Origin of the sequence: Streptomyces turgidiscabies Car8 (genome assembly GCF_000331005.1) — a bacterium.
In the GTDB taxonomy this organism is placed as follows: Bacteria; Actinomycetota; Actinomycetes; order Streptomycetales; family Streptomycetaceae; genus Streptomyces; species Streptomyces turgidiscabies.
In genome coordinates this window covers 1-19,605 of sequence record NZ_AEJB01000573.1, presented here as the reverse complement: position 1 = coordinate 19,605, position 19,605 = coordinate 1, and the positions used below count along the sequence as shown (strand labels likewise).

Here is a 19,605-nt window from a genome sequence, read left to right as displayed (position 1 = left end):
GCACTGCAACGGCACTCAACGGCACTCGCAACGGCACTTTGATCACCAGCCCTCGCGCTCGTCGACGTCGCCTTCGGCGAGCAGGCCGAGCCCGGCGTAGAAGTACTTGCCCGAGGACGGCTTGCGGACGATGCCGCGGGCCTTGAGTTCCCTGCCGAAGGTGCGGGCGTCCATGGCCTGCTCGCCCTCGGTGTGGCACCACGCCTCGTACGTGGAGCGGACGCGGCCGGTCTCCGTCCGTACGTGGGCGATGGGGCCCCGTACGCAGCAGTCTTCGAGGAACCGGCCGATGTGGTCTTCCTCGGCGGCGTAGGCCTCGGTGGCGGACTTGACGGAGTCGGGCTCGCGAAGGCCTCCCCCGGCGAAGTGGGCGCGGGCTCCGGCGATGATCCAGGCGAGGATGCCGGGGCCTTCCTCGTCGACCAGGAGCTGGGCGAGGTTCTCGACCTTCTTGTCCTCGGGCACGATGTGCGCGAACGGGACGAGCCGCAGGCGCCGCCAGAAGGAGTTGCCACCGGCTTTGACGCGGGGCTGGTGGTTGCCCATGAGCCACAGGTGGTGGGTGGGCTCGAACTCGAAGAAGCCCTGGTGCATGTAGCGGGCGGTGAGGGTGTCGCCGCCGGTGAGTTCCTTGAGCTTGGCTTCGTCGAAGCGGGCGGACGGGTCGATCTCGGAGGAGACGACGAGGCGCAGGCCCTGGGAGGCGGGCGATCTCTTCGCTGTGTTCCTGCTTGCCCGCCATGAGGAAGCCGGCCGGGGCCGGGCCTGCGTAGTCGCCGAGGAGGTGGCGCAGGACGTCCATGAGGACGGACTTGCCGTTCTGTCCCGCGCCGTGGAGGAAGGGGAAGACGTGGGTGCCGGTGTCGGCGGACGCGCTGTATCCGGCGAGGCGCTGGACGAAGCCGATCATGTCGAGGTCGCCGCCGAAGGTGTCGGTGAGGAAGGCGTCCCAGCGCGGGGTGGGGTGGTGCGGGTCGGGGGCGAGCAGTGCGGAGCGGGTGTGCATGGCCTCGGGGGTGCACGGGGTGATGGCGCCGGTGGTGAGGTCGACGATGCCGCCGGGGGTGCACAGGTGGCGGGGGGCGGCATCGAGGGTGCCGATGCGGACGACCAGGCGGCGGTCGGACTGGGCGAGGCCGAGCATGGAGCCGATGCGGTTGCGGCTGAGGCTGGCCTGCTTGTGCTTGCGGGCGGCCTTCAGTACGTCTTCGTTGTCGGCGAAGCGGCGGGTGTCGAGGTCGCGGATGAGTGCGCGGCCGAGTTCGACGGAGTGGCCGGCCTCGTCCCATGACCAGCGCCACCGGTCCCAGGTGAGCCACATGCCGCGCTCGGGCACATAGCGCAGCTGCTCGGCGACGTGGCCCGCGTACAGGAGGGCGTTGCCGTCGTCGGTGAACGACTCGGGCCAGGCGCCGGCGGGGGCGGGTGCGGGTTCGTCGACCTGGAGGGCGGCGGTGCCGTCGATGGCCGGGCCGGGCAGCGGGGCGGGGACGGCGGCGAGGTGCCGGGGCGGTGTGGGGCGAGGTGTGCCGTAGCCCTGGGAGCGCAGGGCGCGGGCGGCGGCGGAGTGGTCGCCGCCGTGTGCGAGGAGGGTGTACGCGCCGAACTTGGTGTAGGGCCGCTCGGTGTCGAACTCGGTCGAGGTGCTGAACACGTACAGGCGGTCGCGGTCGGCGGCGTGGCCGGTGGTGGCGGAGATCATGCCCTGGTCTTTGCCGGGGCGCCGCCAGTACGTGGTCTGCCCGCTGGTGAAGACGTGGCTCCAGCCGTGGGGCTTGAGGATGTCGGCCCACGTGGTGCGCTGCTCGTAGTCGTCCCCGGGCCGCAGGGCGCCGTCGTCGGTGGCGGCCGGGCTGGTGCCGAACAGGAAGGCGTCGGCGGCGGTCACCGGGGCCGGGGCGGGCGCCTCGCTCGGGGCGGGCATCTGGTCGAGCATGCGGGCGACGGCGAAGAGGGCGTCGCGCTCGCCGGCGGTGATGACGGGGACGGTGTCGGGTCCGCCAGCGGTGAGCCTCCAGGGCTCGCCGGTGGGGTGGACGGGGCCGTGCGAGGGGGCGACGACGACGAAGCCGCCTTCGCCGCGGGTCTCGATGAGCGGCTTGACCTTGTCCTTGGGCTTGGACTCCAGTTCGGTCGCAGAGGCGGGGCGTTGTGCGAGCTTGGTGTTGCGCAGGACGGTTCCGCCGGTGACGCGGTAGAGGAGGTGGCCGCCGCCGGACGGTGTGCCTTCGAGGTATCCGGCGCGCAGCCGCTGCCACAGGTCGCCGAGTCCGGAGGCTTCGCAGATCTCGCTGAACTCGCGGGCGACGCCCTCGGCTACGGCGCGGCCTTCGAACTCCAGCATCTCCAGGTTGCCGGACACTGCGCCGAGGACGAGGCCGATGCCGGGGTGCCCGTCGGAGAACCAGGCGTGCAGCTGCTCGGCGTCCGCGCGTTCGGTCATGGCTGCCGTCCACTTGCCGAGCGGGGCCTTGGTCCCGTTCGCGGCCGCGCGGACGACGCTCGCTCCGGCGGCATGCCAGGCGAGGGCGGCGGCGAGCGTGTCCGGCGTGGTGCTCAACTCGTGTGCTCCTTGCGGTGGTTGCCCGCCGCCGCGCTTGGGGGAAGTCGCGGCGGCGGGCAGGGAAGGCGGCCAGGGCTGGAGGGAGCCCGGTGGCCGCCAGGACGGGAGGGTCAGGCGGCGGCCAGGGCGAGCTGCTCGTAAAGGGCCTGGCAGGCGTCGCACGTGCAGGTGCGAACGAGGACTGTGCCGCCCTCGGTCTGCGGGCCGTCGCCGGGCGCGATGATCCGCTCGACGTGGTTGCCCTTCAGGTCGAAGGTGGGCAGCACCTCGGAGTCGCCCTGGGACGTGCAGGGCTTGCCGCAGCTGCCGCCCGACTTGGCGGTGCAGTTCCGCTTGCCGTTTTCGCTCTCGATGTGGTTGAGGTCGTTGTGCCCGCAGGTGCAGCGGTGTCCGATGAAAGCCATGGCGGTGTCCCTGCTGCTCAGTTGGTGGTGGCGGTCGGGGCGGGGATGCCGGCGATGCGCTGGAGTCGGGCGATGCCGTCCGGGCGGTTGGCGGCGATGTCCATCGCGGCGGTCAGCTCGGGGTAGGCGGGGGCGAGGCGGGCCTTGTTGACGACGTCGGCGGCGTCGATGGCCTCCATCAGGAGGACGGTGAAGCGGCCGGGCTTCCAGCCGCCGGGCCGGGCGTAGTGGAAGAGGACGTGGCGGGCGGTCTCGGCGTCGATGGTGACCTTGGACATGGCGGGTCTGCTCTCTGCTTGTCAGGCGGTCGGGAGGTACTTGGCGATCTCGACAGCGAGGCCCTCGACGAGCGCGCGGCGTAGGCGCTCGGGCATGTCGGGGCGCACGGCGAAATGGATGCGGGCGAGGGGCCCGGTGCTGGTCTGCATGCTGAGGACGGAGTCGAGGGGCTCCAGTCCGTCGGCGCCGATGTCGACGGCCCACTCGGACACGTTGGCCGCGCCGTTGATCAGATCGTGGATGCTGCGCTGCGCAGCCTCGAAGGTGCCTTCGCTGAAGTCGTCCCACGTGACGCCGCCGTCGGGCACGATCTCCTGGTCCTGCATCTGCTCGCCGACGCCCATGAAGTCGGGGTCTTCGGTGAGCGAGTGGTGCTGGCGGACAGCCTCGGCGCGGAGGTCGTCGTCGGTGTACGGGCGGTCGGTCACTGCTTCCTGCTTCCTGGTGGTGGGGCCGCCCGCCGCCGCGCGGATGGTCAGCGGCGGCGGGCGGTGCTGGCGGGACGGGCTAGAACGGGGGCTCGTTCTGCGGCGTCTGCTGGGGCGGGATCTGGCTGAGCAGCGGGGCGGTGGTCGGGTTGTTCTGCGCGGCGGCGTACTGCTGCGGGGTGAGGCCCGCGGGCGGCGGGGTGCTGATCTCGCCGGTGACGGGGTTGACGCCGGGCGGCACGGCGCCGGGCATCGCGGCCGGGGTGGGCGGCGGCGCCTGGTGCTGCACGGGCGCCGGGGCGAGGCCGAGGGCGTTGGAGGCCGCAGTGATGTACTTGGCCTGGTACTGCTTGGGCGGGGACATCCCCTGCTGCGCCTGGCCGTCGTGCGTGTAGCGGACCCACAGGGTGCCGCCGACCTCAAGGCCCTTGGCGCCGGCCTCGCGGACGGCGTCGGCGACGGCGGCCTTCATCTGGCCCTTGACGAAGATGCGGCGCTTGCCGTCGTCGTCCTCGATGGCGTGGTCGCGCTGGTCGGTGGCGACGGTGACGACGAGCTGCATCATCGGGTCGCCGTCGCCCCAGAACTTCTTTTCGCCCGTCTTGATGTCGCGCTGCTGTTCCAACTGCGGGGGCTCGGCGATGGGGCCGCCGATGGTGGTGCCAGGGGTGGGGAACTTGGCGGTCGGTGCGCCGCCGCCACCCATGAGGAAGGTGTTTGCGTCCACGGATGCTCTCCTGCTTATGCGATGAGGGATTCGAAGCCGTGCCGGGCGGACGGCTCCTGGGTGCCGGGGCAGCCGACGGCGAGGTCGGTGGAGCCGGGCTTGAACCACGGGCAGAACCGGCACTTGGCCTGGTCGCTCGCGGGGATCTGGGACCACCAGGCGTGGTCGTAGTTGCTGGTCGCGGCCTCGGAGTCCGCGATGCGGGCCTTGATGAGGTCGAGGCGGGTGAGCGCGTCCAGGGCGACCTGCCGGTCGTACGGCTCGGTCCACACGTGCACGCGCAGCTCGTGGTAGCGGCCGACGAAGCAGATCGCGACGCGTTTCGGGGTCTCGCCCGCGTTCTCCTGGCCGAGTCCGTAGAGGTGGCCCTGGGTGCGGTACTGCGGGCCGGGCCCCTTGAGCCGGTACTGGTCGAGCGTGGTGTGGCCGACGAGCTTCCAGTCCCACACGGTGCCGGTGGCCCGGTCGTACAGGTCGGAGGACCCGGCGACGAGCGCGGCTTCGAGGGGCGAGGGCCGTACGGTGACGCGCTCTTCGATGCGGTAGCGGGGCTGGCCGCTGGGCAGCGGTGCCTGCTTCCGGCCGAAGGCCTCTTCCATCCAGGTGTGGAAGCCGGTGCCGATGATGGAGGCGATGGGGTCGGAGTCGGCGGCGCTGGCCGGCCAGTCGAGGATCTTGTAGCTGAGGCGCCGTTCGCACGGGTCGCCGACCTCGGACGGGCCGAGCCGCTTCTGGAGGGAGCGGGGGCTGTTGACGGCGGTGTCGACGATGAAGTCGGCGATGCGTGCGGCGAGCTTCTCGCCGACCTCGTCGGAGCCGCTGGTGCGCGCCATCACTCGCTGCCCTCGTTGACGCCCCATGCCTCGCACGCCGCGTCCACCTCGTCGGCACGCTCCCAGGAGTCGCCGATGATCCCGCCGTCCCACTTGGCCGCGCTGGAGCCGTGGAAGCTGCCGGGGCCGATCTCGCGGGAGATGACCTTCCGGGCGGCCTCGACGATCGCGGCCGGGCTGGCGTAGCCGTACACGGGCAGGCCGGTCGGGTACTCGTTGGAGCCGTCGCCCTTGAGCTCGGCGAACTGCCAGACGGGGCCGCGCTCGGGCTCACCGTCCTCGATGCCGGTGTGCCACTCCCAGATCAACAGCAGACCGTGCGGCCACGCGGCGTCGGCCGGGTAGTCGTCGACGTCCTCGGCGATCGCGCCGGACGGGTCGAGGGTGATGACAGCGTTGAGGTAGCAGTACGTACCGCGGGTCTCGCCGTCGTCCGTCCAGCAGTGGTCGGTGGGCTCCAGCCCGGCGGCGGTGAGCGCGTCGCAGACGGCGGTGATGTAGGCGTCGTGTGGCAGGGTACGCGTGCTCATACGGAGTCCTTGCTGATCGTGGGGTGGTAGACGCGGCGGCCGTCCGCCTGGCCAGGCCGAAGGAACCCGCGGGCGGCCAGGGCCCGGAGGTCCTTCCGCGCGGTGTTCCGGCCGGACGTCGGCCAGGGCGACGCGGCGAGCAGCTGCTCGGCGCGCGCGGTGGTGACCGGGCACCCGTTGGCCGTGACGGCGGCGAGGAGGTAGGCGCGGCGGGTGATGGTGTCCGGCATCAGGCACCGCCCGTCTCAGCGGCCCGGTCGAGGCCGAGCATGTCGAGCAGGTCCCGCAGGTCGTCGCGGCTGGTGCCGCGCTTGAGGACGAGGCGGGCGGCGGCGGCGCGTTCGGCGGGGGTGGTCTCGCGGGAGGCGGTGGCGAGGCGGTCGCTGCCGCGGCTACGGCCGGCACTCACGATGTGCTCCGGGCCTCGGCCAACTGCGCCTTGCGGAGCAGCTCCTCGACGTACTCGCAGGGGCAGTCCATCCAGACCTCGTCCGCGTCGCTGTGCTCCGGGCACGCGGCCTTCAACTCCTCGGCGGCCTGCCTGAGGATCGCCCCGTCCCGTTTGGCCAGCGCCTTGGCATCCGGTTCGACGTCGCGGGCCCGCAGCCGCTCGTTCTCCGCCTCAACGTCGACCAACCGACGGAGCACCGGAGCCATCCGCTCCCCCATGTAGGAGGAGAGGTTCATGCAGTAGAGGTCCTCCCACGTGGGGTGCTCGTGCTCTCGGCGGTTCTGTACGGACTCGCCGAAGGAGACCAGCAGCCCCGAGGTGGCGGGCTTCGCATCCCCGATCAGGCCGAGGATCATCCCGCGCTCTTCCGGCGAGAGTCGCTCCGATCCGACGGGTACGGGCAGGGCGCCCAGCTCGGCGACGGCCGCCGCCAGCTCGGTGCTCTGGATGCCGTGCTCGGCCAGCTCGGTGAGGGTGGCCATGACGTACGGCGGGCAGCACTTCGGGGCGCCCTTCACCGCGTACAGGGCGGTGCCGGTCTGGGTGGTGGCGCGCAGCTCCCACTCGGCACCGTCGAAGGTGCGCAACGTCGCCGGGGCGCTCACGCGGCCACGCCCTTGGTGTCGCGGGGGGCGTTGGCCTGCTCGGTGGTCAGCGCGATGCCGTGCACGGCGATCCTGATGTCGATGCCCTTGTGGACCGTCCTGGCGGAGATCCAGGAGTCACCGGCGTAGAGGTACAGGTCCGTGTTCTCGGGGGCGATGCCGATCGCGGCACGCCACTGTTCGAATCCGGCAGACATCTCCAGCACGAGCTGCAACTCAGAAGGGGTGCCCTTCCACGGCCGGTGGATCATCACGGACGCGGAGGGCAGTTCGGGGTGCTGGTCGATCAGGTCGGCGAGGACCTGTACGGCGGATCGCTGCACGCTGACCGGGGACACCTGATCGGTGTGGTGGGTAGTGTCAGTGGTCACGGTGACCTCTGCTTTCTCTGTGGTGGGGGCGCCGGTCGGGGGCTGCTCGGGCCGGGAAAGTCGGAGCGGCCCTTCGGCGCGTTCAGGGACGGGTCAGGCGGCCGGGCTGGCGAACGGCGTCTGCGCTCCCAGCTCGTTGTTGAGGCGCAGGTCCTCGGCGGTGAAGGTGATGCGTCCGCCGTCGCGGTGGCAGAACAGCTCGCGGCGGTAGCACTTCTCGCGGACCATGCGGGCGCTGCGGTACGGCAGCAGCTGCTTCTCGACGACCTCTTCCGGCGTCCAGCGTCGGAATTCGGCCTCCCCCGAGACCGGGCTCTGGTGGGGGGTGCGCGGCCGGGGGACCTTGACGGTGCCCTTGCGCGGCTTCGTGGCCTTGGCGGTCACGGCGTCGACTCCTCTGTGTCGATCAGGAGGGCCTCCGGTACTCGGAGGGCCTCGGCGACCCGGCGGACCTGCTCAGAGCCGACGTCCCGCATCTGCTCACGTTCGAGGCGGGACAGGTATCCGCGGTTCAGGCCGGTCCGGGCTTCCAGCTCACGAAGGCTCAGTTTCCGGCCCGTTCGGATGCCTCTGATCATCAGTCCGTTGGGCTTCACGCCCACATTCTGACCACAGGTTGCCTACATATTGCAAGCACTCTGCCTACGTTTTCACCCTCGAATGTGAGCAGACAGCTCACATTGCTGGAGGAACGTGTGGGGCGCGATGCAACCGAAGGTGCGTAAATGCCGAATAATGCCCAGGTCAAGACGCTGAATCTGAGCTATGGGCCTGCAACCACATGTGCCAAGATGGGTGCCCATGGACGAGGGAACGAAGAGGCTGGGCGTTCAGCTCCAGCTGGCACGCGAAGCGCGCCGGCCCCGGCTCGCCCAGCCAGAGGCCGCGCAGCAGGTCGGACTGGGGCGCACGACTGTCCAGAACATCGAGTCCGGCCGGTTCGCCAAGGTCAATGCGAGCGTCCGCCGGTACGCGCGATTCCTCGGTTTCGAGGACGGTGAGGCAGAACGTATTGCCGCGGGCGAGCCGGAATCGGAGGAGACTGCCCCGCCGGAGCACGACCACCTGCAGCTGCCGCCAGCAGTCGAGTACGAACTCCGTGCGGGCAAGACGCTCGAGGCCGGTGTGATCCCGCTCGGCCCAGACGAGACCGACGGGCACGTCATCGTCATCTTGCAGGGGCGCAAGGATGCGACGCCGGAGGAACTGGCCCGGATCGCCGAGCGGTACCGCAAGCCGCGCAGAATGCTGCAGGGCCTGGCTGGCGAGAGCGACGAGGTTGCAGACTCCTGATTGATCCGTACGAGGTACGTGCAATGCAGCCGTTCGTGTGGTTGCATGCACAGACCGTCACCGAGAGGGGGCACCACTCGGACTACGGGGGCAGTCGTGCTCACGATCGAGGTGAAGCGGCACGCCCAGGGCGAGCGGTACTTCCAGCCCTGGATCGAGGACAACAAAGACGGAAGTGGTTCCAGGTACCACTTCCACTACGACGACATCAGCGACGAGGGTGCCGGCGTATTCGCTGAGCTGTTCACGCAGCAGGCCCGCCGGTGGCGTCCCAGGCCGCTCGGCGCGGAGCCGGGACCGCGCGTTCCCATCACGATGGAGCGCCAGGCCGTCATGGATGACGGCGTCGTCGCGGCGGTCGACGACCATGCGGAGTACATCGCGTACACGGTGCGCGCGGATCTCATCAGTGCACGCGGGGCCGGCCACATCACGCGCCGCCAGTCCGAGCGGTCGCCCGGGTGGCAGCGGTCATCTGCCTGCTGCTCCAACCGGCAGTCGGCGTAGCTCCGGGCGTCAAGGAACAGGGGGGCCGATGGCTCACGCAGCGAAGCGCTACAAGGTCCGCAACGGGGTGCAGACCAAACAGTTCACCTGGCGTGTGTTGTACAAGGCGCCGGAAGGGCACACCCCGGAGTGGCTGTCAGAGTCCGGTTTCCCGACGAAGGTCAAGGCTCTTGAGTGGGGGGAGGCGCAGGAGAGGGCGATCCGCGAGGGGACGTGGATCGACCCGGACAAGGTGAACACGACGTTCGGCCAGTTCGCGCGCACCTTCATGGCGTCGCGCAAGAAGCGGGGTGCGACGGGCAGCAGGCGGTGGGACCGGCTGGAGAACGACATCCTGCCCCGGTGGGAGGGCGTTCCCCTGCGGAAGGTCTCGTGGTTCGACGTCGACACCTGGCAGCAGACGATGCCCTGCGAGGACGTCAGCCGCGGGCACGCCGTCAGTCTGATGTCGACCATCATGACCGCTGCCGTGGACGCCGGGTACGTGACCGTGAATCCGCTCTTCGGGCGCAGGCGCACCAAGGAGACGGCCGGTGATGCGGGCTGGGTGAAGCCTCCGAAGATCCGGCGGGACGGGGGCGCCCGGCCGGAGGACGCCGTCCTCCTGGCGGAGCGGCTTGGACCGGCGGTCGGCGTGCACGTGCTGACGACCGCGTTCCTCGGGCCGCGGTGGGGTGAGGGTCTCGGGCTGCACCGGGACAACACGCTGCTGACGAGGCGCCAGCCGTGGGGGGCCGGAGAGTTTGTGTGCCCGATCATCCGGATCAAGGAGGAGTACGCCGAGTACCAGGAGCGCGACGAGCACGGCAACAAGCTGGGCTACGTGCTCCGGTTGGAGCCGACGAAGAACGACGGCAGTACGAGGGACGTCGATGTGCCGCCGTTCCTCGCGACGCTGCTGCGCTACCACCTCGCCGACTGGCCGCACGCGCGGATCTTTTGCACCCCGTCGGGACAGCCGTGGCGACGCGGTAACTGGTCGCGTACCTTCCGGTCGGCCGCCGACGGGCGCGAGGAACGGAAGAAGCGGCAGGGGGTGGCGTACCGGGCGGCATGGGAGCCGATCCTTCCGGGCCTGGACATGCGGGCGCTGCGGGCGCTGCATGACACGATCCAGTCGGAGATCGGGGTGAAGGAGCCGTTGGCCTTCGAGGCGGCCGGCCATAAGCGGCCGGGCATCAAGCGCCACTACCAGAAGCCCACGCCGACGATGCGGGCCGAACGGCTGGACGGGCTGGAGGAGACGTTCCGGCGGGCCATGAGTAGCCTGAGGATGAGCACGATGTGGGGCCGGGTGGACCTGCGGAAGCACTCTCCGAGTTGATCTACCAAATATCGACCAAACGATCACTCGGCGTGCAACCGCACCAGCCCCGGCCAGCGTGATTGCCAGGCGTAAACGCTGCTCTCCTAAAGCCGGTGTCGCAGGTTCGAATCCTGCCGAGGGCACAGAGTGGATGAGGTCGAGGCCCAGGTCACGGGGAGGGATTCCCGGATCTGGGCCTTTGTCGTGCGCACTCCCGCTCCGCCTTCAAGCAGTCTGGCCGCAGACCGACCACGACGGAGCACGGAGGCCACCCCAAGTGCCGGGTTGCCGTAGAGCGGGGACACCACATGTGGGACGACCCGACACCCGGCCGAGCACCGACCGGGCCGTGTCCGGCGGGTCCGGGTTCGTCGTGGGGAACCGTCCGGCGGGAAGGCGCGTCGTTCGTCGGGACGAGGGGGGCGTGTGATCGTACGCCGAGATCGGCAAAGCCGGGGGCTGTGGGAGTACGGGCTCGTCGCGTGTGCCGTCGGTGTCACCGGGCTGCTGGCCCTGCACTCCGTCGTGCCCAACCGGGTCGGGCGACTCGGGAGCGCGCTGGAGACGTTTCTGCCATGGCTGGGCGTGGCCGTGCCCTTCCTCGGATGTCTCGCCCTGGTCAAGCGGTCGGCGGGAGGGCTGGTCGCCTGTCTGCTGCCCGCGCTGGCCTGGCTCTGGCTGTTCGGCGGTCTCTGGTTCGCCTCGTCCTCCGACTCGTCCGACCTGACTGTCGTCCAGCACAACATCGCCGACGACAACTCCGACCCGCCCGGCACCGCCCAGGCGCTGCTCGCCACGGGCGCTGACCTCGTGGCCGTGCAGGAGCTGACACCCGCGGCGCGGCCCGTGTACGAGGACGTCCTGGGCGCGTCCCACCCCCATCGGGCGGTCCATGGCACGGTCGGGCTCTGGTCGTCGTACCCCCTCACGGACGTGCGGACCGTGGACATTCGGCCCGCGGGTTTCCCGGACAGCTGGCAGCGCGGCCTGCGGGCCACAGTCGCCGCGCCCGAGGGAGCGGTCGCGGTGTACGTGGTCCACCTGCCGTCGATCCGTCTCGGCGCGAACGGTTTCGCGTCGGCGGCCCGTGACGAGAGCGCGGCACTGCTCGGTGCACGGATCGCGGACGACCCGGCGGTCCGGCTCCTGGTCGTGGGTGACCTCAACGGCACCGTGCAGGACCGGGGGCTGGATCCGCTCACCTCACAACTCGGCACCCCGGACTCGGGGTTCGCTTTCAGCTGGCCTGCTTCCCTGCCGGTGGCACGGATCGACCAGGTGCTCGGCAGAGGGGTCGTGGTGACGGAGGTATCGGCCCTGGACGCGACCGGGAGCGACCACTTGCCGGTGTTCGGCCGCGTACGTCTTGGCTGACCGCCAGGCATCCGCGATGGACTACGGCACCCGCGTTCCGTCCCAGGAGAAGGACGGAGAAGGACGGAGAAGGTCTCAGAAGGACGCTCCGGGGGCCTTGTCCGGCAGTAGGGCCAGTCGTACGGGTCCCCCCGGCGGGGTCGGCCGGATCCTCTCCGACCGCTGCGGCCGGGCGTCGAGGCCGTGGCGCGCGGGCCGGGGGTAAGCCGGTTGGCCCCTGGTACCTGGGCTGGTACCTGGGCCCGGTGTGCTTGGGCCGAGTGCCCCCGGCGATGCTCCGCAGCACGGCGCTGCGCAGACCGACGGATACCTGATCGGCGCCGAAGGGGTCCCGCGCGGGGATGCGCCACGGACAGCCGGTCCCGGGACACGGGGTGGCCGAAGCGGCCCCCGGCTATCCCGCCGCGCGTGGCGCCGAGTGGAGTTCGCGTACGAGCTGCGGGGTGAGGAGTTCGCCCGCGCGGTCGGCGAGGACGGCCATCTCGTAGCCGACCAGACCCACGTCGCAGCCCTCGGCGGCGAGGACGCCCAGGCAGCTGCCGTCGCGGATGCGGCCGACCATGAGGAAGCCGCCGAGCATTTCGATCATGACGAGCTTCATGCCGCGGAAGCCGTGTGTCGTCGCCGCGTTCTGGGCGAGGCTGGTGATGCCGGAGACGACGGCGGCGAGGTGGTCGGCGCGGTCGCGGCCGAGGTTGTCGGACGCGGCCATGAGGAGGCCGTCCGAGGAGACGGCGACCGCGTCGGTGACGCCGTCGGCGGTGCGGACGAACTCCGAGACGAGCCAGCCGAAACTCTGGACGGCGGTGGTCACGATGACGCTCCTTGGGTGCTTCGGGGTGTGCTTCGGGCCTCGGCGCGGGCGACACCGGCCCGGAAGCCGTTGAGGAGGGAGGAAGAGGAGACAGCGGGACGTGCGGTGGGCGGGGTCGGCGGTACGGGCAGGGGTACGGACGAGGGTGCCGTCGGGAGGGTCCGCGGGGTCTGTGCGGGGGCGAGCAGGCGGCCGGGCAGGACGAGGAGTGCGGACAGGCCGCCGCCCGGGGTGTCGAAGAGGTGGACGTTCGCGCCGTCGCCGAGGCGGTGGGCGAGCCGGCCGACGACGAGATGGCCGAGGAAGCGGGTGGGGGCGGCGAGGAAGGCGTCCTCGCCCGAGCCGGAGAGGCGCTCGCCCGCGCGTTCCTTGTCGGTCGCGGACATGCCTACGCCGTGATCGACGACGGCGAAGCTGTACGTGTCGTCCTCGGTGTCGTACCAGCCGTGCACCTCGACCCGCTCGTTCGGCGGCGAGAACGTCAGCCCGTTCTCGATGAGTTCGGCGAGGAGATGGGCGACATCGGCGACGGCGTGCCCGCGTACGCGCACCGGTTCCACGGCCGCTATCAGGACCCTCCGGTACTGCTCCACCTCCGCGACGGCCGACTGGACGACTTCCAGTCCGTCGGCGGGCGCTGCCGTGGCCCGGGGCGGATTCTGTCCGGCCAGGACCAGCAGGCTTTCGGCGTTGCGCCGCATCCGGGTGGCGAGGTGGTCGAGTTCGAAGAGTTCGGCGAGGGCGTCCGGGTCGAGTTCCTGCCGTTCCAGGCGGGTGATGAGGCCGAGCTGCCGGCGTACGAGGTTCTGGTTGCGGCGGCCGAGGTTGGCGAGCGACTCGGTCGTGTTGCGGCGCAGGCCGGCCTGCTGGGCGGCCAGTTGGACGGCGGTGTGTTCCACCAGGCGCAGGGACTCCGCGACTTCGGCGATCTCCGCCGCGCCGCCCAGTGCTCGCGCCTCGGGGAACTCCCCCTGGTCCTGCTGGTCCTGCTGATCCTGCGGTGACCGCTGGATCCGGGCGACCGTCGCGGGCAGACGGCGCCGGGCCACGTCGTGGGCCGCCTCTGCGAGGGCGCCGAGCGGGCGGGTGAGGGAACGTGAGGCGAAGGCGGCGAGGCCCGCCACGAGGGTGGCCATGAGCGCGCCCGCCAGGAGGTAGGCGGCGAGGGCGAGTTCGGCGTCGTGACTGAGGCGGTCGGCCCGGTCCCGTACGTCGTCACCGACCGACTGCTGGACGGCGTACAGATCGTCTACGAGCACGGTCATCCCGTCCCACCAGGTGCCGGCGTCGACGCGCAGCGCGGAGCCGTCGGCGGCGCCCTCCGCCCGGGTCTCGTAGGTGGTGGCGCGTTCGGCCTCCTTCGTGGCGAACGCCTGCTTCAGCGAGGCGAGTTGAGGCGCCGTCGCCACCTCCCGGAAGCGGGCGAGGGCGGCGACGCGGGTGGCGCGCACCTCCGTGAAGGTGAGGTACTCGCGGCCGTGGAAGGCGCCCTCGGCGAACACGCCGTTGAGGAGCCCGCGTTCGAGGGCGACGGATTCCTTCGCGGCGGCCAGTTCGCTCAACGCCGTGAGTCCGTCCCGCAGTTGGCCGTCGGCGCTGGTCGCGGTGTCCGCCACCGGGTCGACGTCGTTGAGGGCGTCCACGGCGGTGGTGTAGAAGGTGAGGGTCGCGGTGCGGTCGGCGGTTCGACCGGTGGTGCCCTTGCCCGCGGTCGCCCTGTCCGCGGCGGCCCGGACCGCGGCGAGGCGGCGAAGGTGCCGCTGGATGACGTCCTGCACCGCGGGTTCGGGGCGCATCGCGCGCAGCGCCGTGTCGACGCGCTCGCGAGTAGTGGCGAGTTGGGCGCGGTAACTGTCCTCGCCGCCCAACAGGCCGTTCGTCAGACCGCGTTCACGTTGCAGCTGGTGCACCAGCGCCTGGACACGAAGACTGAGGCCCACCTCGGAACGGGTCGTCCGGGCGTCGCCGACTGCCTCCGCGCGGCCGTAGACGGCCAGACCGGCCACCGTCAGCAGCAGGCAGATCGGGACGGTGATGACCACTGCCACCCGGCCCCTGATGCTGCGCCAGCCGGGCAGCGGGCGCCGGTCGGGACTTGTTCGGCCACGGTGGCGTTGTTCACCGAGCACCTCGAACAGCGGCCGGAATGGCGTCCACACCCTCATGTCACGACGCTAGACCCACTGCCGCGGCGGCCGGTTTCCGATCTGTTAGAGCCCGTGGGGAGTTGAGTTGCGCCGCCCTCACACCGCAGGCCGGAGAACCGTGACGCGCGGGGCGGACCCCGACCCCGTCGGTGGCCGTCCGGACGGTGGCGGGGTCACTGGCGGGTGATGGCGCGGGATATTCCGGCGGTGACCGTGGTGGCCAGGATCCACCCTGCCGCGATCAGTCCGTAGGCCAGCCACTGCCCGGCATCCCGAGGCGCGAAGGCGCCTTCCTGGCCGAACGTGATGATCGGCACCAGCAGATCGAGGGTGTAGAAGACGGCGTTGAACTGCGGCGCCTTGCCCGCGTCGAGGGGCTCGGGGGGACACAGGCCGAAGTACAGCGCACCGCAGGCGAGCAGCGCCAGCAGCCAGAGGCCCGCGCGAAGAGGGCGGTAGCCGTAGCCGACGGCCGCGTCCTGGATGTGCCCCCAGACGCGGCGGTGCGGGGCGAGGGTGGTGCGGCGCCGGCGCTCTCTGGCGAGCAGCACCGTGCGCGCTTCGTCCTCGTGCCCCACCCTGCGGTAGGTCGCGGCGAGTTGCTCGTACGGCTGCGGGAGATAGCCGTCGCCGCCGCGCCGGATCCAGCGGACCCGTTCGGCGGCCGGGAGCGGGAGTGCGAGAGCGTCGTACGTCGTCTCGGCCAGCCGGAGGTCTGCGGGCCAGGTGTCGGGGCTGTCGTACAGCGTGCCCAGGTGGGCGTTGCGCGCGTCCACCGCGCCCTCGATCGGCCGCCGGGTGCGCAGGTCGGTCTCCCGGGCCCGGGTGGCGCGCAGGGAGAGGGCGATGGCGTGGGGGTGGGTCAGTGTGGTGTCGCGGAAGCTGAGTTCCGTACCGATGCGGGTGCCGTCGAGTTTGATGCCGCCCTCGACGGTCAGACCGCGGCCGAGGTCGAAGTTACGGCTGACGGTGACGTCGACCGCCTCCAGGGCGATGTCACCGGGGTTGCTCAGCCGGGCGCCGCAGAAGCCGATGGCCGCCCCGACCGTGGCACCGGAGAGGATGATCCGGCCCTCGGCGCTGAATCCGGGGTGGAAGGTGAAGTCCTCGGCGATCCGGACGTGGTAGGCGTCCAGGGCGTGGCCGCCGGGGTTGCGCAGCGTGGCGCCCTCGAGATCGAACTCGCCGTCGACGGCCGACCCGGACAGCCGGAAGGCGCCGTCGACCGCCAGGTTGGCGCAGAGCGCGTCGCCGCCCACTGTGGCGTGGACGGCGGATATCGCCTCGGTGCCGGGAGAGGTGATCGCCGTGTCCCGCAGGTCCAGATCGCCGTGGATCTGGGTGCGGGTGAGGACGAGCGGTCCCGTGAACTCGCAGCCGGAGAGCACCAGTCGGCCGTCGATCTGCGTGGTGTCGGCGACCAGGCCGGGCAGGCGGCAGCCGCTCAGGACCAGCTCGCGGGTCCGGGCACCCCGCAGCTGGGGCACTTCGTCGAAGTGGCAGTCGGTCAGGACGACGGGAACGACGATCTCGCAGAACCGGAGATCCATACGGCCGGTGATCCGGGCGCCGGTCAGGCGCAGCGCGGGGCGGTCGCCCGGCGTGTGTTCGGGGCCGGCGCCCAGCAGCAGCGCGACGAGGACTTCGGACCGGACCGCCTCTTCCGCCGGCGTCGCCGGGTCGTCACTGACGTCGACGGGACGGCCCTGGGGGAAGGAGTCCCACAACCGGCTTTCGAGGGCGTTGAGTTCATCGAGGCGCACGAACGATGATCTTCCTGCAGGGTGATGCGCGGGACAAGCTTTTTCAGGTCCCCGTGCGAGGGCGTAAACCCTGGGATCTGTGAGGCTCCTGTGAACATTGAAGTTTCAGGCTTCCTGTCGTGCTGGGCGTCCTGAGAGGTTTGGGAAGTACAACTCGGCTGCTCCATGCGGTCGTTGGACCTCACCCCCCACGAGGCGAACCATGGCGAAAGCCACCTTCTCGCGCAGAACTCGCGCGACCATATTCACCGCGACGGCCGGCCTCTCGCTGGCCGTCGCTCTCCTTCCCGGAGGCGCGAGCGCGGCCCCGGGCGATCCGGCGGGCCGCCCCGCGGCCGACTCGGGCGCACCGGCGGGTTCCCCGGCGGGCGACAGCCCGGCGCTCATACCCTCGCAGCAGTCCCTGGCCCGCAGCGACGCCCGGCTGACGAAGGCCGAACAGCGGCCCGGCGTACGGCAGTTGCGCAAGCAGCTCGGGGCTCAGGGCGTGCTCGAACTGGACCCCGACACCGGTACCGCGCGTCAGGTGGCCCGGCTCGACGGGTATCTGACGTCAGCCAGTGGCGCCACACCGGAGGACATCGCCCGGCGGTATCTGCGCGCGCATCCCGATGTGTTCGGGCTCACCGCCGCCCAGGTCGAGGGCCTGACGCTGCGCAAGCAGTACACCGATGTCGCCGGGATACGTCATCTGTCGTTCGTCCAGTCGGTCGACGGTGTCCCGGTGTTCGGCAACGGCGTCAAGGCGAACGTAGCCCGTGACGGACGGCTGATCAGCGTGCTGGGCTCCCCGGTGCGGGGGCTGCCGTCCGCGCTGGCGCCCGCGAAGATCACCGGAAAGCAGGCGCGGCACAACGCCGTTCGTGACATCGCGGGCGGCACAGACGTCAGCACCGGCAGCTCGGACACCGCCAAGCAGGTGGTGTACACGACGCCGGACGGCGCGGCCCGACGGGCATGGCGGACGGTCACCGCTCCGGACGGCCAGGGCATGTGGCTGCACGTCGTCGACGCCGCCACCGGCCGGGTCCTCTACCGGCAGAACCTGTCCTCCGACCTGGTGGCAGAGAAAGCCGGGAGTTCCGAGAAGTCCGCGAGCTCCGCGAAGGACGCGGGCTCCGCGAGCCTGTCCGCAGGGCCGCTTCTGCGTACCGGCAAGGTGCTGGTCTGGGACCAGTACCCGGGTGCCAAATCCGGCGGCAAGCAGCACACCCGTCATCTGACCGCCCGGGGCTGGCTCCCCGAGGGCGCCCAGACCCTCAACGGGTCGGTGGCGCACGTCTTCAGCGACGTCAACGACAACAACGAGGTGGACCCGGGCGAGGAGGTCACCCCGGGGGCCGACGGGACGTTCTCCTTCCCGTTCAAGCCCTTCACCGGTGACGGCTGCGGCACCCCGCTGCCCTGCTCGTGGGACCAGAAGACGCCGAACTCCTGGCAGACCAACCGCGAGCAGAACGCCGCGCAGGTCTACTACTTCATCGGCACCTTCCACGACCACCTGGAAGCCGGTCCGATCGGCTTCACCCGGGCCGCGGGCAACTTCGACAGCCGGGACGGAGACGCCGTACAGGCGCAGACCGACGACGGCGCGGCCATGAAGGACGGGCTGCCCGACGACGACCACCTGAACAACGCCAACATGGGTACGCCGCCGGACGGCCAGGCGCCCACGATGCAGATGTACCTGACCGGTTCCATCCCCGGTTTCAACGTGCTGCAGGGCAACTTCGGCGACGACGCCGCCACCGTCTACCACGAGTACACGCACGGTCTGTCCCACCGGCTCATCACCGACGCCGACGGGGTCCCCGCCCTCAACAGCGAGCAGTCGAACGCCATGGGCGAGGCGTGGAGCGACTGGTACGCCCTCGACTTCCTCAACAACGAGGGCCTGCTGAAGGACAATCGGCGCGTCGACGGCGACGTGAACCTCGACGCGCCGGGCTGGAGCGACGAACTCCCCGCGCGCTCCCAGTCGATGGACTGCCCGGTCGGCTCCACGTCGGCCGCCTGCCACGGAACGGCCAAGGCGGGCACGGGCGGATACACCTACGGCGACTACGGGAAGATCTCCTCCCGCGGACCCGAGGTGCACGGCGACGGCGAGATCTGGGGCGAGACGCTCTGGGACCTGCGCAACACCCTCGGCAGCCGGCTCACCGAGTCACTGGTCACCCGCGCGATGGAACTCTCGCCCGTGAGCCCGAGCTTCCTCGACCAGCGCAACGCCATCCTGCAGGCCGACACCGTCGTCAACGGCGGGCGTGCGCACGACCGGATCTGGAAGGTCTTCGCCAACCGGGGCATGGGCTGGTTCGCCGCCGCTCTCACGGGTGACGACGTCCTGCCCGACGAGGACTTCTCCCTGCCGCCCGGCCCGAACACCCCGGTGGTCACGCTCACCGGCAAGGTGACCGACGACGCCTCCGGCGCGCCGGTCGGCGGGGTCACGGTCAGCATCAGCGGCCACGCCTCCGGCTTCCCCGGCGCCGACCTCTCCGCCGTGAGCGCGGCGGACGGCACGTACGCGATCCGGAACGTGCCCGAGGGCACCTACCGGAAGGTGTACGCGAGCGGCAACGGTTACGAGCCGCAGATCCGCACGCTCACCGTCGCCGCCGGTGCCGCCGACTGGTCGGTACGCCGCAACTGGTCGGCCTCCTCCGGCGGCGCCGAGGTCGCGGAGTTCAGCGGCGTCGACTACAGCGACTTCGGCTGCGGACCGGCCGGTCTCATCGACATGTCGGCCAACGTCTGGGGCTCGGAGGCCAACGGCGGCACCAACGGCACCGGGGTCGACCCGGTCCACAACACCGTACGGCTGCCCCAGGGCGTGGACATCAGCGAGCTGCGCGTCGACCCGACGTCCGGCTGCGGGGACGACGTGACGGCGTCCCTCGGCGACTACCGGATCGAGACGTCCACGGACGGCACGACCTGGGCCACCGCCGCCGAGGGCCACTTCGGTCCCGCCGACACCGGCCGGGAGAACACCGTGGCCCTCAACACGGGCACCGCGCAGAACGTGCGGTACGTCCGCGTCACGATGCTGGGCAACCAGGCCGTCGACAACGGCGTGGACTGCGCGCAGGACTCCGGCTCGTCGGGCTGCCAGTACATGGACATGACCGAACTCGTCGTCCACGGCGCACCCCACCAGGGCTGACGGGCAGGGCTGACCGACTCGGTCGGCAGCAGGCCAGAGGG

Annotated in this window: 21 protein-coding genes, 1 tRNA gene and 1 pseudogene; 6 read left to right on the top strand and 17 right to left on the bottom strand. The window is 71.0% G+C overall.

Features of this window, described 5'->3' with window-relative positions:
* Nucleotides 1-42: 42 nt before the first annotated feature.
* The 14 genes and pseudogenes from STRTUCAR8_RS54840 to STRTUCAR8_RS40735 form a co-directional block, all read right to left on the bottom strand.
* The gene (locus STRTUCAR8_RS54840) at nucleotides 43-669 is read right to left on the bottom strand and encodes a DNA primase family protein (RefSeq protein WP_241784720.1); all 627 of its coding nucleotides are present in this window, start codon (nucleotides 667-669) and stop codon (nucleotides 43-45) included.
* 313 nt (nucleotides 670-982) lie between these two features.
* Nucleotides 983-1,321, bottom strand: a pseudogene (locus STRTUCAR8_RS54835) (hypothetical protein); the annotation flags it as partial.
* Nucleotides 1,322-2,673: 1,352 nt separating this feature from the next.
* A complete protein-coding gene (locus tag STRTUCAR8_RS40790) occupies nucleotides 2,674-2,967 on the bottom strand; it encodes a hypothetical protein (RefSeq protein WP_006382235.1) in 294 nt (97 codons plus the stop codon).
* A gap of 17 nt (nucleotides 2,968-2,984) precedes the next feature.
* Nucleotides 2,985-3,245: a hypothetical protein gene (locus STRTUCAR8_RS40785; RefSeq protein ID WP_006382231.1), complete on the bottom strand. Its 261-nt coding sequence runs from the start codon at nucleotides 3,243-3,245 to the stop codon at nucleotides 2,985-2,987.
* Nucleotides 3,246-3,266: 21 nt separating this feature from the next.
* Complete coding sequence (locus STRTUCAR8_RS40780; RefSeq protein WP_006382248.1) at nucleotides 3,267-3,674, bottom strand: hypothetical protein; 408 nt, start codon at nucleotides 3,672-3,674, stop codon at nucleotides 3,267-3,269.
* A 79-nt stretch (nucleotides 3,675-3,753) separates the two neighbouring features.
* A complete protein-coding gene (locus tag STRTUCAR8_RS40775) occupies nucleotides 3,754-4,401 on the bottom strand; it encodes a hypothetical protein (RefSeq protein ID WP_006382237.1) in 648 nt (215 codons plus the stop codon).
* A 14-nt stretch (nucleotides 4,402-4,415) separates the two neighbouring features.
* On the bottom strand, nucleotides 4,416-5,234 hold the full coding sequence (locus STRTUCAR8_RS40770; protein ID WP_044473749.1) for a hypothetical protein: 819 nt from the start codon (nucleotides 5,232-5,234) through the stop codon (nucleotides 4,416-4,418).
* Nucleotides 5,234-5,764: a hypothetical protein gene (locus STRTUCAR8_RS40765; protein ID WP_044473748.1), complete on the bottom strand. Its 531-nt coding sequence runs from the start codon at nucleotides 5,762-5,764 to the stop codon at nucleotides 5,234-5,236. The genes STRTUCAR8_RS40770 and STRTUCAR8_RS40765 overlap by 1 nt, the downstream gene beginning before the upstream one ends.
* A complete protein-coding gene (locus STRTUCAR8_RS40760; protein ID WP_006382245.1) occupies nucleotides 5,761-5,994 on the bottom strand; it encodes a hypothetical protein in 234 nt (77 codons plus the stop codon). The genes STRTUCAR8_RS40765 and STRTUCAR8_RS40760 overlap by 4 nt, the downstream gene beginning before the upstream one ends.
* Nucleotides 5,994-6,173 carry a hypothetical protein gene (locus STRTUCAR8_RS40755; protein ID WP_006382246.1) on the bottom strand — a complete coding sequence of 60 codons (180 nt, stop codon included), beginning with the start codon at nucleotides 6,171-6,173 and terminating at the stop codon, nucleotides 5,994-5,996. Before STRTUCAR8_RS40755 ends, STRTUCAR8_RS40760 begins: the two co-directional genes overlap by 1 nt.
* Entirely contained in the window at nucleotides 6,170-6,820 is a 651-nt protein-coding gene (locus STRTUCAR8_RS40750; protein ID WP_006382232.1) for a hypothetical protein, read from the bottom strand. Before STRTUCAR8_RS40750 ends, STRTUCAR8_RS40755 begins: the two co-directional genes overlap by 4 nt.
* The gene (locus tag STRTUCAR8_RS40745; protein ID WP_044473747.1) at nucleotides 6,817-7,191 is read right to left on the bottom strand and encodes a hypothetical protein; all 375 of its coding nucleotides are present in this window, start codon (nucleotides 7,189-7,191) and stop codon (nucleotides 6,817-6,819) included. Before STRTUCAR8_RS40745 ends, STRTUCAR8_RS40750 begins: the two co-directional genes overlap by 4 nt.
* 93 nt (nucleotides 7,192-7,284) lie before the next feature.
* Nucleotides 7,285-7,575: a hypothetical protein gene (locus STRTUCAR8_RS40740; protein WP_006382242.1), complete on the bottom strand. Its 291-nt coding sequence runs from the start codon at nucleotides 7,573-7,575 to the stop codon at nucleotides 7,285-7,287.
* Nucleotides 7,572-7,787: a helix-turn-helix domain-containing protein gene (locus tag STRTUCAR8_RS40735; RefSeq protein ID WP_006382250.1), complete on the bottom strand. Its 216-nt coding sequence runs from the start codon at nucleotides 7,785-7,787 to the stop codon at nucleotides 7,572-7,574. The genes STRTUCAR8_RS40740 and STRTUCAR8_RS40735 overlap by 4 nt, the downstream gene beginning before the upstream one ends.
* 205 nt (nucleotides 7,788-7,992) lie before the next feature.
* On the opposite strand from STRTUCAR8_RS40735, the gene STRTUCAR8_RS40730 reads away from it, so the two are divergent.
* The 5 genes from STRTUCAR8_RS40730 to STRTUCAR8_RS40710 all read left to right on the top strand — a co-directional run bounded on the left by STRTUCAR8_RS40730 (nucleotide 7,993) and on the right by STRTUCAR8_RS40710 (nucleotide 11,671).
* On the top strand, nucleotides 7,993-8,484 hold the full coding sequence (locus STRTUCAR8_RS40730; RefSeq protein WP_044473746.1) for a helix-turn-helix domain-containing protein: 492 nt from the start codon (nucleotides 7,993-7,995) through the stop codon (nucleotides 8,482-8,484).
* A 96-nt stretch (nucleotides 8,485-8,580) separates the two neighbouring features.
* On the top strand, nucleotides 8,581-8,991 hold the full coding sequence (locus tag STRTUCAR8_RS40725) for a hypothetical protein (protein ID WP_006382236.1): 411 nt from the start codon (nucleotides 8,581-8,583) through the stop codon (nucleotides 8,989-8,991).
* Nucleotides 8,992-9,019: 28 nt separating this feature from the next.
* On the top strand, nucleotides 9,020-10,315 hold the full coding sequence (locus STRTUCAR8_RS40720; RefSeq protein WP_006382234.1) for a site-specific integrase: 1,296 nt from the start codon (nucleotides 9,020-9,022) through the stop codon (nucleotides 10,313-10,315).
* A 64-nt stretch (nucleotides 10,316-10,379) separates the two neighbouring features.
* A tRNA-Ser gene (locus tag STRTUCAR8_RS40715) sits at nucleotides 10,380-10,440 on the top strand.
* Nucleotides 10,441-10,723: 283 nt separating this feature from the next.
* A complete protein-coding gene (locus STRTUCAR8_RS40710) occupies nucleotides 10,724-11,671 on the top strand; it encodes an endonuclease/exonuclease/phosphatase family protein (RefSeq protein WP_006382243.1) in 948 nt (315 codons plus the stop codon).
* Between the two features lie 394 nt (nucleotides 11,672-12,065).
* On the opposite strand, the gene STRTUCAR8_RS40705 is transcribed toward STRTUCAR8_RS40710, so the two are convergent.
* The 3 genes from STRTUCAR8_RS40705 to STRTUCAR8_RS40695 all read right to left on the bottom strand — a co-directional run bounded on the left by STRTUCAR8_RS40705 (nucleotide 12,066) and on the right by STRTUCAR8_RS40695 (nucleotide 16,395).
* Nucleotides 12,066-12,485, bottom strand: a complete 420-nt coding sequence (locus tag STRTUCAR8_RS40705) for a roadblock/LC7 domain-containing protein (protein WP_006382238.1) — start codon at nucleotides 12,483-12,485, stop codon at nucleotides 12,066-12,068.
* The gene (locus tag STRTUCAR8_RS40700) at nucleotides 12,482-14,650 is read right to left on the bottom strand and encodes a sensor histidine kinase (protein WP_100247767.1); all 2,169 of its coding nucleotides are present in this window, start codon (nucleotides 14,648-14,650) and stop codon (nucleotides 12,482-12,484) included. Before STRTUCAR8_RS40700 ends, STRTUCAR8_RS40705 begins: the two co-directional genes overlap by 4 nt.
* A 155-nt stretch (nucleotides 14,651-14,805) precedes the next feature.
* On the bottom strand, nucleotides 14,806-16,395 hold the full coding sequence (locus STRTUCAR8_RS40695; protein ID WP_006382244.1) for a hypothetical protein: 1,590 nt from the start codon (nucleotides 16,393-16,395) through the stop codon (nucleotides 14,806-14,808).
* A 202-nt stretch (nucleotides 16,396-16,597) separates the two neighbouring features.
* Here STRTUCAR8_RS40695 and STRTUCAR8_RS40690 point away from each other — a divergent pair, with 202 nt between their 5' ends.
* Nucleotides 16,598-19,564, top strand: coding sequence for a M36 family metallopeptidase (locus tag STRTUCAR8_RS40690; RefSeq protein ID WP_006382233.1), 2,967 nt, complete (start codon nucleotides 16,598-16,600; stop codon nucleotides 19,562-19,564).
* The last annotated feature ends 41 nt before the right edge of the window (nucleotides 19,565-19,605 follow it).